This is a genomic window from Arthrobacter sp. HMSC08H08, from assembly GCF_001807575.1.
In the GTDB taxonomy this organism is placed as follows: domain Bacteria; phylum Actinomycetota; class Actinomycetes; order Actinomycetales; family Micrococcaceae; genus Pseudoglutamicibacter; species Pseudoglutamicibacter albus.
This window is the reverse complement of sequence record NZ_KV789410.1, coordinates 1-14,996: the sequence shown is the minus strand read 5'-3', so window position 1 is coordinate 14,996 and position 14,996 is coordinate 1. Positions and strand designations below refer to the sequence as shown.

At 59.2% G+C, this 14,996-nt stretch carries 13 protein-coding genes; 10 read left to right on the top strand and 3 right to left on the bottom strand.

All coding sequences use genetic code 11. The annotated features are described in order from the left end of the window. The first annotated feature begins 27 nt into the window (after positions 1–27). From HMPREF3175_RS09670 to HMPREF3175_RS09645, 6 genes are all read left to right on the top strand, one after another. Positions 28–504: an OmpA family protein gene (locus tag HMPREF3175_RS09670; protein ID WP_176745159.1), complete on the top strand. Its 477-nt coding sequence runs from the start codon at positions 28–30 to the stop codon at positions 502–504. A 176-nt stretch (positions 505–680) separates the two neighbouring features. Beyond that, a complete protein-coding gene (locus HMPREF3175_RS09665; RefSeq protein ID WP_035755475.1) occupies positions 681–1,358 on the top strand; it encodes a hypothetical protein in 678 nt (225 codons plus the stop codon). A 44-nt stretch (positions 1,359–1,402) separates the two neighbouring features. Continuing rightward, a complete protein-coding gene (locus HMPREF3175_RS09660) occupies positions 1,403–1,900 on the top strand; it encodes an OmpA family protein (RefSeq protein WP_232219258.1) in 498 nt (165 codons plus the stop codon). A 75-nt stretch (positions 1,901–1,975) separates the two neighbouring features. Continuing rightward, the gene (locus HMPREF3175_RS09655; protein ID WP_070492340.1) at positions 1,976–2,698 is read left to right on the top strand and encodes a response regulator transcription factor; all 723 of its coding nucleotides are present in this window, start codon (positions 1,976–1,978) and stop codon (positions 2,696–2,698) included. Then, on the top strand, positions 2,695–3,699 hold the full coding sequence (locus HMPREF3175_RS09650; protein WP_083289559.1) for a sensor histidine kinase: 1,005 nt from the start codon (positions 2,695–2,697) through the stop codon (positions 3,697–3,699). Before HMPREF3175_RS09655 ends, HMPREF3175_RS09650 begins: the two co-directional genes overlap by 4 nt. 69 nt (positions 3,700–3,768) lie before the next feature. Beyond that, a complete protein-coding gene (locus HMPREF3175_RS09645) occupies positions 3,769–4,983 on the top strand; it encodes a multidrug effflux MFS transporter (protein WP_083289558.1) in 1,215 nt (404 codons plus the stop codon). A gap of 46 nt (positions 4,984–5,029) precedes the next feature. Here HMPREF3175_RS09645 and HMPREF3175_RS09640 read toward each other — a convergent pair whose 3' ends face one another. After that, complete coding sequence (locus HMPREF3175_RS09640; protein WP_141739867.1) at positions 5,030–5,224, bottom strand: ZIP family metal transporter; 195 nt, start codon at positions 5,222–5,224, stop codon at positions 5,030–5,032. 289 nt (positions 5,225–5,513) lie between these two features. Between HMPREF3175_RS09640 and HMPREF3175_RS09635 the strand changes: the two genes are divergently transcribed. Then, positions 5,514–6,317, top strand: a complete 804-nt coding sequence (locus tag HMPREF3175_RS09635) for a patatin-like phospholipase family protein (protein WP_035755469.1) — start codon at positions 5,514–5,516, stop codon at positions 6,315–6,317. Between the two features lie 63 nt (positions 6,318–6,380). On the opposite strand, the gene HMPREF3175_RS09630 is transcribed toward HMPREF3175_RS09635, so the two are convergent. Together HMPREF3175_RS09630 and HMPREF3175_RS09625 are read right to left on the bottom strand one after the other, a co-directional pair. After that, complete coding sequence (locus HMPREF3175_RS09630) at positions 6,381–8,051, bottom strand: APC family permease (protein WP_070492337.1); 1,671 nt, start codon at positions 8,049–8,051, stop codon at positions 6,381–6,383. A gap of 110 nt (positions 8,052–8,161) precedes the next feature. Beyond that, positions 8,162–9,139: a potassium channel beta subunit family protein gene (locus HMPREF3175_RS09625; RefSeq protein ID WP_232219256.1), complete on the bottom strand. Its 978-nt coding sequence runs from the start codon at positions 9,137–9,139 to the stop codon at positions 8,162–8,164. 511 nt (positions 9,140–9,650) lie between these two features. Between HMPREF3175_RS09625 and HMPREF3175_RS09620 the strand changes: the two genes are divergently transcribed. The 3 genes from HMPREF3175_RS09620 to HMPREF3175_RS09610 all read left to right on the top strand — a co-directional run. Next, positions 9,651–12,047 carry a hypothetical protein gene (locus HMPREF3175_RS09620; RefSeq protein WP_070492335.1) on the top strand — a complete coding sequence of 799 codons (2,397 nt, stop codon included), beginning with the start codon at positions 9,651–9,653 and terminating at the stop codon, positions 12,045–12,047. 39 nt (positions 12,048–12,086) lie between these two features. Further along, positions 12,087–12,992 carry an alpha/beta fold hydrolase gene (locus HMPREF3175_RS09615; RefSeq protein ID WP_070492334.1) on the top strand — a complete coding sequence of 302 codons (906 nt, stop codon included), beginning with the start codon at positions 12,087–12,089 and terminating at the stop codon, positions 12,990–12,992. A gap of 243 nt (positions 12,993–13,235) precedes the next feature. Then, on the top strand, positions 13,236–14,996 hold a 1,761-nt coding region (locus HMPREF3175_RS09610), incomplete at its 3' end, for an ABC transporter family substrate-binding protein (RefSeq protein ID WP_176745158.1).

The window sequence follows — 14,996 nt, the reverse complement described above, 5'->3', positions numbered from 1 at the left end:
TGCAGGAAAGTAGTTGCGGCAGCCGCTGTGGCGTCGGCGCTTACGTTGACGGTCCAGCCGGCGTGGGCGAATGACAGCGAGATCACGCCTCTTGATATTGAGATCACTCCGCTTGATATCAACATCTCCCCGGTTGATACCAAGAAGAAAGACGGCAACGCAGATGTCGTGAGTTTGTCTTCTGACATTCTGTTCGACATCGACAAGCATGAGCTTTCGGATAACGCGAAGAAGAAGATCGGGGACTTGGTCCAGGACATCCCGAAGAACGCGAAGATTGCGGTGGGTGGCCACACGGATAACGTGAAGTCAAAAGTCGGGAACAAGAAGCTTTCCGAGCTGCGCGCAAAGTCTGTGGCCGATGCGGTCAAGGCAGCCCGTAAGGACCTCAAGGTGGATGCGAAGGGCTTCGCAGATTCGAAGCCGGTAGCGGACAACGGTTCGGATGCTAAACCGAACCTGGAAGGCCGCGCACAGAACCGCAGGGTAGAGATCCGGTACTGAACCGCCGCGTTGAGACCCGGCACTGACAGGTTTCCGGGTTGTCGCAATATCGATACGAAAAACGGACCACTTGAGACAAAGCTGCGAAAAGACGTCTCCTGACTTTTCGTAGCGTTGTAAACGAGACGGAGGCACACAGCTTTCCGTGCAGGTTTTATAGAGGGGAAAGGTTTGCCATGAACAAGTCAACTGCTAGCAAGATGATCCTGGGTTTGGCGCTCGCCTCGTCCATTGGTTTGGCGGGTTGCTCGGTGGGTGTGAGCGATGAGGGTCAGGACCAGAGCGCGAACCAGGCTTCTGCGCAGCAGAGCCCTCAAGGTGAGAACACGAACTCGGAGGAGCAAGCCCACACCACCTCTGGTGACTCCACCTCGAACAACACGAACGCATCAGACAACGGCGCCGAACAGGGCAACGACTCCGGCGAGGGTAACCCGGATGGGCAGCAAGACAATCGAGAACCGATTCTCTCAGTCACCACAGGCGTGACCGTGGAAGGGGATAAGGACGCCAAACTGACCATCGACATGCTCGAGGCTAAGCGCGAAGGTAAGTTCGTCAAGGTCGTCTACGGCTACACGCTCCACACAACGGCGCAAGACGATGGTGGGTTCAATCTGTGGAAGGTCGCGGGGAATCAGCATAATGTGTTCGAGTATGCGATCGACCAAACGAATCTCAACAAGCATGAGCGGTTGAACTCCGGCGCGGTAACCAACCAGGGTGTGCACCTGACTCCGGGCAAGCGCGTATATTCGACGTCCGTGTTCGCGGCTCCGCCTGAGGACGTGCACACCATGGACTTCAACATGTGGAACAACACGGAGATGGCTCAGGGGGTTGAGATCGATTGAGGCGCGTAACAGGAATAGCGGCTTCGCTGGTGACACTCGCCCTGGTGGCGGGAGCACAGCCGGCGCTCGCCGATGACAATAAGCACGAAAAGCTCAGCGATAAAGAAATAGCGAAATCGATCAAGCCCATCGATCCCAAGATCGAGAAGATGGATATGGGCATCAAGAAGCTTGAAACTGAGCGGAAGGAAGACGGCAAGGACATTGTGAGCTTGTCTTCTGACATCCTCTTCAAGATCGACGCCCACAAGCTTTCGGATAACGCGAAGAAGCGCATCGGTGAGCTTGTCAAGGACGTGCCGAAGAATGCGAAGATCGCGGTGGGCGGCCACACGGATAACGTGCCGTCTAAGGTCGGGAACAAGAAGCTCTCTGAGCTACGCGCCAAGTCTGTTGCCGATGCGATCAAGGCCGCACGCAAGGACCTCAAGGTTGAGGCGAAAGGCTTCGCGGACACCAAACCGGTTGCAAATAACGGCACCAAGTCGAAGCCAAACTTCGAGGGCCGTGAGAAGAACCGGCGGGTCGAGATCCGCTATTAGCGGCTAGGCTGGGTTCATCGCGTGGTGTGTACCGCGTGGTGGGCCCGCTTGGCTGTTGTGAAGGGTAGGAACTTTATGGGCGGTGTGTCGCCTCGTCCACAGATCTTGTTAGTTGATGATGATGCCACCATCAGGGAACACTTGGCTCCCGTTTTAAGCCGGAACGGCTTGGACGTGGATGTCGCTGTGGACGGGGCTGACGCGCTCCGTAAGATTGAGCACCGCCGCCCGAGCCTGGTCATCCTCGATGTTCTGATGCCGCGGGTTGATGGCCGTGAAGTTTTGCGGCGCATCAGGGCCGATGACGAATGGTTGCCAGTGATTCTGCTGACCGAGGTCGGCGAATCCTTCGAACGCGCAGCAGCCCTTGATGACGGCGCCGACGACTACCTGACCAAGCCGTTCGACCCGGTCGAGCTGATGGCTCGGATCCGTGCCGTGCTACGCCGCAGCGGGCAAGGCGGCGCTCCACTCAGTGCGGCCGAATCTCTGGTTGCCGGCCCGTTGAAGCTGGATCGACCGGCACGCCGCATCTTCGTTGATGGCCGCGAGAAATCCCTGACCCCGCGCGCGTTCGCGTTGCTCGAGTTCTTGATGAGCCACCCGGATGAGGTGTTCTCGCGTCAACGCCTACTCGAAACTGTGTGGGGTTTCGAAGCGATCGTGACCACGCGGGCCGTGGACCATCGCGTGGCTGAGATCCGCAAGGTTCTCGGTGATGTAGCTCCGGGGCAGTCGATGATCGAAACGGTCTCCGGTGAAGGGTACCGTTTTGTGGCTGAGGTGGAGCGCGCATGAACCGGCCAGAATACCCACCTGCGCCTGAGTCCCCGTCCGCGCCCAAAGCTGTACAGCGTCAACGTTCCAGACGGTCCTCACCGGATTCCCAGCCCGCGCAGCGCCGCCGTGGGAAGTTCAACTGGACGCTGGTTGTAGTGTTCGCGCCGGTGCTGGTGGGCCTGGTGGCGAGCCTGATCTGGGCGTCGGTGGACAGCAAGAAAGTCTTAACGGTCGCAACCACGTTGGCGTGGGTTCCGTTGATTCTGGGCGTCACCGTGACCGTTGTTTTCCTGATCGGCTGGCTTGCCGTGGCCTGGTTGCGCCGCAGCGAGGTGCGCGCGGTTCGCCGCGAACGCGAGGAGCAGACGCAGCGTAGGCAACGGCTCATGGCGCGGCTGGATCACGAACTAAAGAACCCTATTCAAGGGATCCGTGCGGCTCTCGCGGACGAGCCCTCGCAACGGCAGCTGGACAACATTGGTGCGCAGGCTCAGCGGCTCTCTAGCTTGTTGAGTGATCTGCGTAAGATCAGCGAGGTCGAGCACGCCGAGCTTGAGCTGAGCAGCGTGGACTTGACGGAGCTGGTGGAAGAAGCTGTCCAGACCGTGTTGGAGATCCCGGGTGCTCGCGAACGCCACATCGAGGTCGCACTCCCGCGCGCCCCGAGGCCGTTGCCGCGTATTCAAGGGGACTCAGACTTGCTGTTCCTCGCCATTTCTAATGTGCTCAGTAACGCCGTGAAGTATTCGGACCCTGGCGCCCGCATCGAAATGCACGGCCGTGAAGCGGACGGTTCGGTGTATATCGACTGCGCGGATACGGGCCGCGGTATCGCTGCGGACGAGCTGGAGACCGTGTGGGAGGAACTTGGCCGCTCACGTGAGGTGCGCGGAACCGAGGGGAGCGGCTTAGGCCTGCCAATGGTCCGGGCGATCATCGAACGCCACGGAGGATCCACATCGTTGGAGTCTTGGCACGGCCAGGGCTCTAAAGTCACGTTGCGACTACCTGTCGCTTAGCACGCCGGCGCTGAACCGTTACACCGCTGTGCCGTTACGCTGCTGCGCCGCGTCGTAGCATGGACACCGATGAGTCAGGAACCTTCTGTGAGCCGCCCGCGCCTGTTGCCGCGCCGCATGATTGCGGTGTTGGCGTTGTGCGGCGGGCTCGCGCCGTTTGCGATCGATGCGTACGTTCCCGGTCTGGATCAGATTGCACGCGAGTTCGGTGCGAGCGCGTCAGTGACGCAGCTGTCGCTCACGGGCTTTCTGATCACGATGGGTCTAGGCCAGCTTGTGATTGGGCCGTTGTCTGATCAGCGTGGCCGGCGCACGTTGCTCCTGCTCGGCCTGGTGGGCTCAGGGATTGCTTCTCTGGTTTCGGCACTGGCTCCAAGCATCGTGGTGCTGATTATCGCGCGATGCTTCCAAGGCGTATGCGGTGCTGCTGGGGTGGTGCTTTCGAAAGCGATCATCGCTGATGTGGGGCGCGGTAAGGGGATCGCGAAGGCGTTGTCCACGATCATGGCGATTCAGTCGATCGCACCGGTGATCGCGCCCGCGGTGGGTGGGGTGTTAATCCCGTGGTTGTCCTGGCGTGCAGTGTTCGTGATGTTGGCGTGTGTTTTCGCGCTCGCTGCGCTAGGCGTGTGGTGGGCTGTCCCGGAAACGCTACGTAGCGAGGACCGGCATACCGGAGGGATCGCGAAGGCGTTTGCGAACATGGGGGAGCTTCTGACCCGTGGCTCCTATGTGTTCCCGACCCTCATGTTCGTTGCGGGTTTCGCCGTGATGTTCGCCTATATTTCCGCTAGTTCGTTCATCATGATCCGCATGAACGGGTTTAGCGAGCGTGAATATGCGCTCATGTTCACGTTCAACTCGCTCACGCTGGTGTTGGCGAGTGCCGTGAATCCGCGGATTATTGACCGGATTCCGGCGCGCCGCTGGGTCACTATCGTGGGGTGCACACAGGCGGCTGGTGTCGCGTGGATCGTCATTTCGGTAACGCTGCTCGAGGCGGCGGCGTGGCCGCTCATGGCGGGTTTCGCGGTAGTGGTGTGTTGCAACGGTTTCTTGCTACCGAATCTGGTGGCGCTCTCGCTTGAAGCCTCAGCGGGTCGCACGGGTGCGGGGTCTGCGATGTTGGGTGCGGCTCAGTTCGGTCTGGCGGCGGTGGTCGCGCCGTTGACCGGCATCGGTGATGGCGCTACGGCACTGCCGATGGCGCTCACGATGGTCACGGCCTCGTGCGTGTTGCTTGTTGCGTTGATGGGGGTGCGGCGGACCCACCCCGATGCGTGAGGGGCCTTGCCGAGAAGTCGGGAACCTAGCTTGGGCGGCAGTTTAGTTAGGTCGCAACGCAGTTGCCCATGATTCGTCGGGTGGGGACGCCGGCTGTTTTCATGTCGGAGGCTGAACCGACGGATTCGGGGATGTTGGCTAGGCAGATCGCGATCAGCAATGCGATGCTGACGTCGTTGCCGGCTCCCATTCCTACACCGAGTACGGTTTGTTCCGGAATGCCGTCGAGGATGGCACCCATGACGAGCACCATTCCTGCGTTGCCGGTGCCTTGTTTACGCCGATGAGTCGCGGCGGCCAGGGGGGGTGACGAGCCCTAGGACCGCGCCGATCGTGAGCGAGGATGCGGCGATGATTCCCCAGATGGTGGCGGTCAGCATATGTGTAGTTTCGCATGTTCACAGCGGGGCGGCGTCGCATTTCTCATTGGTGCTGGCGTTTTTGGTGTTGATACGGAACTGTAGAAGAAGATGTGTCGCTGTCGGTGCGGCAACGTGTCTCGTGTACAGCGAGGATTGTTGGAGGTTTGTGTGCTTGGTTTAGCGTTGGGTGGCGGTGGTGCCCGAGGTTTGTGCCATGTGGGGGTGTGGCATGAGCTGGAGCAGCTCGAAGTGCGCCCGGAGGTGATCGCCGGGACGAGCATGGGCGGGATCATCGGCGCGTTGATCGCCGCTGGTCATGATGCGGCGAAGATCCGCGAGATCAGTGAGAGCGTGGACTGGTGGAAGGTGTTGAACTGGGGTCTCAGCGGCCGCGTGCTCTCAACTAAGCGTCTGCGGTCTTTCTTAGGCCAGTATTTGCCCGAAACCTTCGAGGAGCTCGAGACTCCACTGGTTGTTGTGGCCACGGATGTCGCTAGCGGAACCACCCGTTATCTGCATTCGGGGAACCTGCTTGCTGCAGTGCACGCTTCGGCCGCGTTCCCTGGGGTCTTGGAGCCGGTCCGGGTCGGTAGTGACCTGTTGATGGATGGCGGGATGCTGAACCAGCTTCCGGTGGATGCGGCGCATTTCTTCGGCGCCAAGAACGTGGTCGCGGTGAATGCGACCGCACTGGAAGCGGTCGATATGACTAAGGAATCTCAGCCTGTACCGACCGGCAGGTTCATCAATGGCACATTCAAGGAGGCGGTGCGCGGCATCGAGATCATGCAGGCGCAACTGATCAAAGTTCGGTTGTCTCTGTTCCCTCCGGATGTGCTGATTGACCCGCAAATGGACGATGTGGGCTTCACCTCGTTCAACAAGTTCCAGCGTGCCGCTGAAGCGGGGGAGAAAGCAACACGGGAACTAGCCGAACAACTGAAAGCGCTCGTCTCTAAGCCCGCGCCATAGTCCCACAGGTTGACACATGCATTAGCCTGCCACGTTGTAGTGTGTGGCAGGCTAATGCATCGGCTACTTCATCGGCTTGGCAGGGTCTGGGTCATCCGGTTCTTGCTCGGCCAGTGTCTCGGCAGCCGCTGCAGTGTGGGGAGCCATGTTGGAGGTGTCCGCGCCAGGCATCGGCACAATCGGGATGGCGCCGGTGATGCGCTCTACCTCTTCGTCAATGTGGTCCTGGTCCAGGTAGACGTCCTGGTGTTCACCCAGCATGACCTCGCGGGTTTCTTCTTCTGTGAGGGCTTCGAAGCGTGGCCGGCGCACCAGGAAGAACCCGACACCCAGAATGAGCCACACGATCAGCGCAATGAGCGATGGCGTGCTGAGCGCGCCAGGGGAGAACGGCAAGAACAGCAGCAGGAGGAACACCACGGAAATCGCGGCACCCAGTAGTGCGACCGGGCCGGAAAGCGTAATCAAGAAAGGTACGCGTTCCCCGGCAGCGCGCATGAGGGAGCGGTCGCGGTGCATGACCTTGAACGCGCACAAGCACGTATAGAAGTACGCGATGGTGACACCCACCGAGCTCATGTCCACAACCCAGCTGAGCGCGGCACGCCCGAACCATGGGGTGATCAGGCACAGCGCAACCACCACGATGAGCGCAACGTGCGGGGTGTGGAAGCGTGGGCTGATCTTTGCTGTGGCTTCCGGCAGCATGCGTGCGCGGCCGAGGGCAAGCACTACACGGGATGCGGACATCGTGAAGCCGTTGAGGCCGGTGAAGATACCCATAGAGACACCGATGACCAGCAGGACCACGCCGAACTGGCCGAGCACACCGGCGATCACATCGGCAGGTGCCCACGTGTCGTCACCGATATTTTCGATGCCTGGACCGGCAGAGAGCGATACCGCCATGATCATGAGGACGTAGATCGCAACAGCCGCGAAGATCGCGAACATGATCAGCCCCAAGGCCTTACGTGGGGAGAAGTTGAACTCACCTGCAACCTGCGGGACGTTATCGAAACCGATGAACGCCCACGGGGCGATCGCAACGAGCGTGATGATCGCGGCCATCGGAGGAACATCGGTTGGGAAAGCCGGGCCAAAGCTCAGCTCGTTGCGGCCAGCCATAGCGACTACACCGATCACGATGAGCACAACAGCAATCAGCATCACGACAACCGCGACGAACTGAACACGGCCACCGAAAGCCGCACCACGAATGTTGAGCCAGCCAAACAGGATGAGGCACGCGGACGCGAAGATGACCTCAGGCAGATACACATTGAACCCTGCGATAGTCCACAAGTGGACTTGCTCCATGATCCCGGGCGCTAGACGCCTGGCGACAAGCGCCATCGCAGAGGCGTTCAGCGCAACGATACAGAGGTAACCGAGGGTGAGGAACCAGCCGACAATGAACGCGTGACGCCGTCCGAAAGCAACCAGGGCATAAGCGACCTCGCCACCTGTGACAGGCAGGGCCTTGATAACGATGCCGTAGCTCAACGCAATGAGCGCGATAAGGCTACCGCCGATAGCCATACCGAGTGCCGCGCCGACCACACCACCTTGATGGAGCCAATCGACGGGGAGCACGAACGCGCCCCAACCAACTGCGGAACCAACAGCTACCGCGAAAACCCAAGCAGGTTTCTGCGTCTTTTTAAGTTCGCCTTCTTGCGGGGCATTTGCACTCGCCGCGGTGGCAGCGCCACCGTGAGTTTCGGTACTCATCTCAAATCCTCAGACATGCGTTGAAAGCATGCGTTGACATCATTCTCTTATGAAAATGTGATTCACCCTACAGGAGTTGGGCAGGGTTTGCGAGTTACCGGACAACGCGGCTAGGCGAAAATCTGGTCGAGTTCCGCTTTAGCCTCCTCGGTGAGGGCGGCTTTCGCATCGAGCGCTCCGAGGTTTTCGTTGAGCTGAGCAAGCGAGGTTGCGCCGGTGATGACTGTGGAGACGTTCGGGTTCTTCAAAAGCCATGCCAGCGAGAGCTGAGCGGGAGTCACATCGAGCTGCGCGGCCATCTCAACGAGTTTGCGCACTCGATCCTTCTGCGTCTCATCTGCGATAGCGGATTCGAGGATCTTCCCATACCGGCCAGCGGCGCGGGAGCCTTCCGGGATGTCGTTTAGGTATTTACCAGTCAGGATGCCGCCAGCCAACGGTGACCACGTGGTCAGGCCCAGGCCAATGTCCTTATATAGGCGCGCGTATTCTTTCTCGACCTTGGTACGTTCCAAGAGGTTGTACTGGGGCTGCTCCATGTAGGGCTTATGCAGATGGTGGCGTTCGGCGATCTCGTAGGCCGCGCGAATCTCATCGGCTGACCATTCCGATGTGCCCCAATACAGTGCCTTGCCGCTAGCGACGATGTCGCTCATTGCCCACACGGTTTCCTCAATCGTGGTTTCCGGGTCGGGCCGGTGGCAATAGATGAGGTCCACGAAGTCCAGCCCTAGGCGTTCGAGTGAGCCGTCGATGCCCTGCATGAGGTACTTGCGGTTCAGGGTGTTGGTCAGATTGACCTTGCCATCTGAGATTCCCCAGAACAGTTTGGTGGAGATGATGTACTCGGAGCGCCTCCAGCCAAGTTCTTCGATGGCCTGCCCCATGATCTCTTCGGACTTTCCGCCCGCATACACTTCAGCGTTATCGAAGAAGTTGACGCCGGCATCGGCGGCTGCCTGCATGCATTCCTTAGCAAGCCCGGTGTCGATGGTGTCTCCGAAAGTGACCCATGAGCCGAAGGAAAGCTCGGAAACTTTGAGGCCTGCACGTCCAAGACGGTTGTATTCCATACTGTTCTCGCTCATGTTTTAAGCCTACTCTTAGCAGAGAAAATATATGCCCCCACAGACTCCGCTATAGAACTACTGTATGGCCGTATATGTACGTAAATGCATAGTAAACATACGCCCCTACGGGATGATGTCTCATTTACATTCGATCTGTGGGGCAATGGTGGCTAATTATGCGGATATGCGAATAACTCAGTGTTGTGACGAATTATTTTTGACCCCATAGACGCGGTACAATAGAAGTAGACCTGGTGTTACTTCACAGTTCGAGTTCAGGCGCCGCTACGCAATCTTGTAGAGAAATGAACGAAGCGCGCCTGAAGAACCTGACTACCAAGCGAAACTCTGTGTGAGATCTGTGTGGTTCGTGGTGCTCGAAACCGCGAAGATTCATGACTGACAGAGGATCTATGTGTGACACTGGTCTGCGCACCAATGACTGAGGCGAGGAGGTAAGGGTATGCGTGAAAGTCATCCGTTGTTGCCCCTAGGACCTTGCTCGCATTCGGGCCAGGAAGAACTCCGTGTGCAAGCGACTGGTACTAAATTACAGCGCGAGGGGAAGGCGGCTGGCCGCATCAAGCGGTTCACCGTTGGGTCTGCAGCTTTCGCTTTGGCTGCCGGCATGGCTTTTGCTCCGGCTTTCGGCTCCGAATCGGCACATGCTGCTCCTGGAATGGGTGCAGATAGGGCAGGTGTCGCTCCTGCATATCAGTCTGCAGCTAAGCCAGCGGTCAAGCCGGCGCTGACCCCCATCCCGCTTGACGGGTTGGATGAAAACTCTGCCTACATTGCTCAGTTGTTTAATAACGCAGACTGGTCTGAGCAGGTGGCTTCCATGCCAACCGAGTGGGTTCAGTTGCGCAGGTTTGATAAGCGTGTGCAAGGAACCTTCAGGGGCGTTGTGACTCAACCGGCTTCAGGGGATGTCTCTGAACAGGACGCGGCACCTGCTGCCGGCGTCACGGTGGTTGGCGCCTATGTCAATGACTGGGTTGCCAAGGGCATGGACCGCTTCATGCTACGCAACCCTGGTGTTGGGCGCGAGGCCGCGCTAGCTGAGCAGGTGCGTCTGCTCAAGCAGTATGAAGAGATCACGGGCAAATCTGGCCTCGCTGAAACCAAGATGACCTGGACTGACGACCAGGGGCAATACGTTTTGGCATTCAACGGCACGTTTAATAAGAAGCCGTCCGAAGACAAACTTATCGGTGAGATCGCAGAGAGCGCCAATGACGGCTGCTTCACGAGCGCGTTGGGTAACTCCATCTGCAAGGTCAAAGAGCGCCGCAAGCACGTCAACTTCAAGTACTCGATGGTTTTTGTTGGGCAGGCAGAGAACACCAACTTGACGTGGTCTAGCCCAGCACTCTTGCCGCAGTATGATCTCCCTAACCCAGGGTTGACCAACGTTGCATGGGGCGCATATGGCTCCTACACGGTAGATTTCACACTCCCTGCTCCTGAACAGCCAGCGGAAGAACCGACCCCGGTCGCTGAACCATCTGGCGTACCTGAACCAGGTGAGGCAGCGCCAGGAGAGAACGAACCAGGCGAAGAAGTCGCTCCAAGCGAGCCTGAGACGGCCGAGGAAGCACCAGGCGAGGCAGAACCAACCGAGGAAGCGCCAGACGAGGTTGCGCCTACCTCGGAGCCGACCGAGCCTGCAGCGTCTGAGTCCGCTGAGCCAGCACCATCCGAGAGCGAGCCAAGCGAAGAAGCGGCTCCATCCGAGCCAGCTTCAAGCGAAGCAGGCCCAACTGAGGAAGCCCCATCTGAGCCTGCACCGGGCGAGGAAGCTCCAGGTGAACCAGAACCATTCCCAGCACCAACTGACCCGTTCCCGGAAGAATCGGACGCACACGAGCCAGCGGATGAGACGGAGATGCGGCCCATCGATCCGCCGCCGCCATTCTCGCCAGGTGGTTTCAAGCGGCCGCCACGGCTCTCGCCAGATCTGCTGGAAGTCCCTGAATGGTTCAGGCCAGGACTGTTCGATCCTCCACATTCCTCCGGCCCGTGGGGCACCCGCCCTTCAATGCCGCAGGGCCACCGCCCTTCGGCACCTCTGGGCAACCGTCCATCCGTGCAGCAGGGGCACCGCCCGTCTGCGCCTCTGGGTAACCGCCCGTCCGCACCTCTGGGTCGTGTTCCGTCTGCACCACAGATTCAGATTCCGCTAGCACCAGGGTTCCCGGCCGAACCGGCTCCAATGCCATTGCCTGAAACCGCGCCAGGCCGGCCACTGGATCCGCTGCCAGCTGTCCCGTTGGCGCCACCAGTCGCGCCGGCACCATCGGCCGCCCCGGGTCCGGCAGATGTTTCTCCTGGAGAACCGGAGGCTCCACAGCCATCGGAAGCTCCTGCACCGTCTCAGGAAGATCAAACGCCAGAGGACTCTACGGAGAACGGCGGCGGTGCAGGGGATGCACAGCCAAGTGGTGAGGCTCCTCTTCCAGGTGAACGGCCTGGCGAACGGGGCACTGACCAGGGTGCAGGGGAAGGCATCATCGTTCCAGGATCGCCCAACGATCCAGCAGGCTCCGATGTGCCAAGCATTTTCGAACCGTTCTTCCCTGGAAGCCAAGGCGGGGATGGAAGCAACCCTGAGTCTCGTGACGGCTCCGCTGGTGATGGCGAACGCCCAGCGCCTGTTCTGGACGAACACGGCAATCCCATCGAGCCTCCGGCTGCAAGTGACTTCGGCTGGGTTGAACACCATGGCCAGCAAAACCGCCCACAAGGGCCGCTGGGTAAGGTGACCCCGCGCACCAAGGAGCAGGCCGAAGCATGGGATGCGGAAGAAGCCGTGGGTATCCCGTGGGTTCACCGTGGAACCCAGACTGCAGGTGTTGTAGTAGCTGTGGTCGGTTTGGGGATGCTCGGCGGCGTAGGCCTCATGGTGATGCGCCGCGGGCTCTAATAGGGCCCGGCGAGTAGCCGTGTTAGCTAGGGTGGCATCATGGCTGAGTCTGAAGCACCCGATGCGAAGTTAACCGATACCAACCTGCCTGACGCTAACCTCCCGGTCCAGGTTGTGGGGGAGGGGCCCGTCCCGGTCGTGTTCCTGCACGGTCTGATGGGGCGGGGCCGTAACTTCATCTCGATTGCGAGAGCTCTATCTGAGGTTGCGACGTCCTATCTAGTTGATCTGCCGAACCACGGCGCTGCCGAATGGACTGACGATTTTTCCTACGACCAGATGGCTGATTCGGTGGTCGCAACCCTCAAAACCCGCGACGTTGACTCTGCCGTGGTTGTGGGGCACTCGATGGGCGGCAAGGTCGCCATGAAGGTCGCGCTGCGTCACGGTAGCTGCGCGGCAGACGGCGGCGAATCGGGCGGCAGGGCCTCCGCCGCAGATGGCACGCCTTTTGTGCGCGCGCTCGCGGTCATCGATATATCGCCGCGCCCTGCGGACTATGAAGCCAACAAAGCACCCTTCAAACATTTGCTGGATAGCGTGCTTGATCTAGACCTTCCGCGTATCGAGAAACGCGCTGATGCCGATGCGGCATTGGCATCAGAGGTCGAGGAGCCTGGGGTGCGGGCTTTCCTGTTGCAGAACCTTCAGCGTGATGGCAATGGATGGTCCTGGCAGCCCAACGTAGCGAGCCTGCGCAGCTGGCTGAGTAAGGTCGGTGACTTCCCACTCACATCTGAGGACCACCCGTATGAGGGTCCCGTTGTGTGGGTTGGTGGCTCGGAGTCCGGATACATCACGGATGAGGATACTGCGCTGATGCGGGAACTGTTCCCGGGCATGCGCAAGGTCATGGTCAAAGGAGCCGGACACTGGGTGCATGCGGACCGCCCCGACGTGGTTATACAGATCCTGTCGCGACTCATACAGGAAGCCGCTGAGTAGAAGCGATTCCTGCCGATGAGAAGGCACAGCGGCGTAGAAAAATCCATGTGGTCTTACCACAATTCGCGCGTTCAATCATCATCTGGGCGTAACCATGGAGAATCTGAAAATTTACCTTGATATTCATTTTGAAAACAGGTTGTATAGTATTGAACACGTGATCTAGCTAACAACGATCATGAATCCTCACGGCAACCGGCGCCGCCGAGTTGTATGCACCATTTGAGAATGACAGGAGTGGACATGCGTCTGAAGCGTATCTCCATGGCAGTTGCGGCAACCGCAGCTGCATCTCTGGCACTGACCGCTTGCTCCCCGGGCGGTAGCCAGGATAAAAAGAAGGACGACAAGGGCGGCGATAGCCAGACCGTTGGCGATGCTAAGCAGTTCGAAGGCTCGGGCCGTTTTGAACTCAGCGACGTAGAGACCCAGAACAAGGAAATCAAGATCACTGTGGGCTCCGTCGAATACGGCGGCTACAACGGTCTGACTCCAGATACCTACTCCACGTACACCTCCGCTGTTGCCGGCACCTACATGCCAGGTTTCTGGTACTACGGTACGGACGGCAAGATCTACCAGAACAAGGACATGGGCTCCTACAAGCTCATCTCCGAGGACCCGATGAAGGTCGAATACACCATCCACGAGGATGCTGTATGGTCCGACGGCACGCCGATCACCGTAGCTGACGCGATCTCCGCATGGGGCACCCAGACCACCTTGTCCTCCCCAGACGCCGAGAAGGATGACGACGGTAACGCCGCACCTCTGTTCAACAACGTCTCTAACGACCTCGTAGACATGGTTCCAGACGGCCCACAGGGTGACCCTAAGGGCAAGAAGTTCACTGTGACCTTCAAGGAACCAAACCCAGACTGGGAGCTGCAGACCTGGTTGTCCTTCCCAGCGCACGTCATCGCTAAGAACGGTGACTTGTCCACGGAAGAGTACATCAAGGCTCTCCAGGACCAGGACGGCAAGAAGCTCGAGAAGGCTGCAGAGTTCTGGAACAAGGGCTGGAACCGCGGCGCAGGCAAGCTCCCGAAGGAAGAGGACAACGTCTCCGGCGGCCCATACATCCTCGATTCCTGGCAGCAGGGCGAGTCCGTGACCGTCAAGGCCAACCCTAAGTACTGGGGCGAGAAGCCAGGTGTTGAGAAGCTCACCTTCCGCTTCATCGATGACTCCGCCATGGTTCAGGGCCTGAAGAACAAGGACGTTCAGGTCATCGCACCTCAGACCACCCCGGACATCGCTGACCAGCTCAAGGGCCTCGAAGGCTCCAACGAGGCCAAGCTCTACTCGGGTAACCAGCTGACCTGGGAGCACCTGGACTTCAACTTCCGCAAGGGCAATGTGATGGAGGACCTCGATATCCGCAAGGCCTTCGCCATGTGTGTTCCACGTCAGGAAATCGTTGACAAGCTCGTCAAGCCCATCAACCCAGATGCGACCGTGCTCAACGCACGCGAGATCTTCAGCGATGACGAAAACTACGAAGGCGTTATCTCCGAGTCCTACAACGGCGAATACGATGACGTCGACGTCGAGGGCGCCAAGAAGCTCCTGAAGGATAAGGGCAAGGAAGGCGCAACCGTTCGCATCGGCTACGCTGCACCGAACCCACGCCGTAGCCAGCAGGTCCAGCTGATCAAGAACTCCTGCGAGAAGGCCGGCTTCAAGATTGAAGACGTCTCCGCCAAGGACTTCTTCGATCCGGGCGGCACCCTAGATACAGGTAAGTACGAGGTAGCACTCTTCGCGTGGGCAGGCTCTGGCCAGAAGACCTCCGGCTGGAACATCTACCACTCGAAGGGCGCACAGAACTACGGTAAGTTCAAGAACGCCGATGTTGACGCCGCATTCGACAAGATGAAGAAGGCGACGGCTGACGATGCACACCTTGAAGCAGTCAAGGAAGCAGAGAAGGCTCTGTGGGATAACCTCTACGGCATCCCGATCTTCCAGCACCCAGGCATGCGTGCAGCTGATCCAAAGATC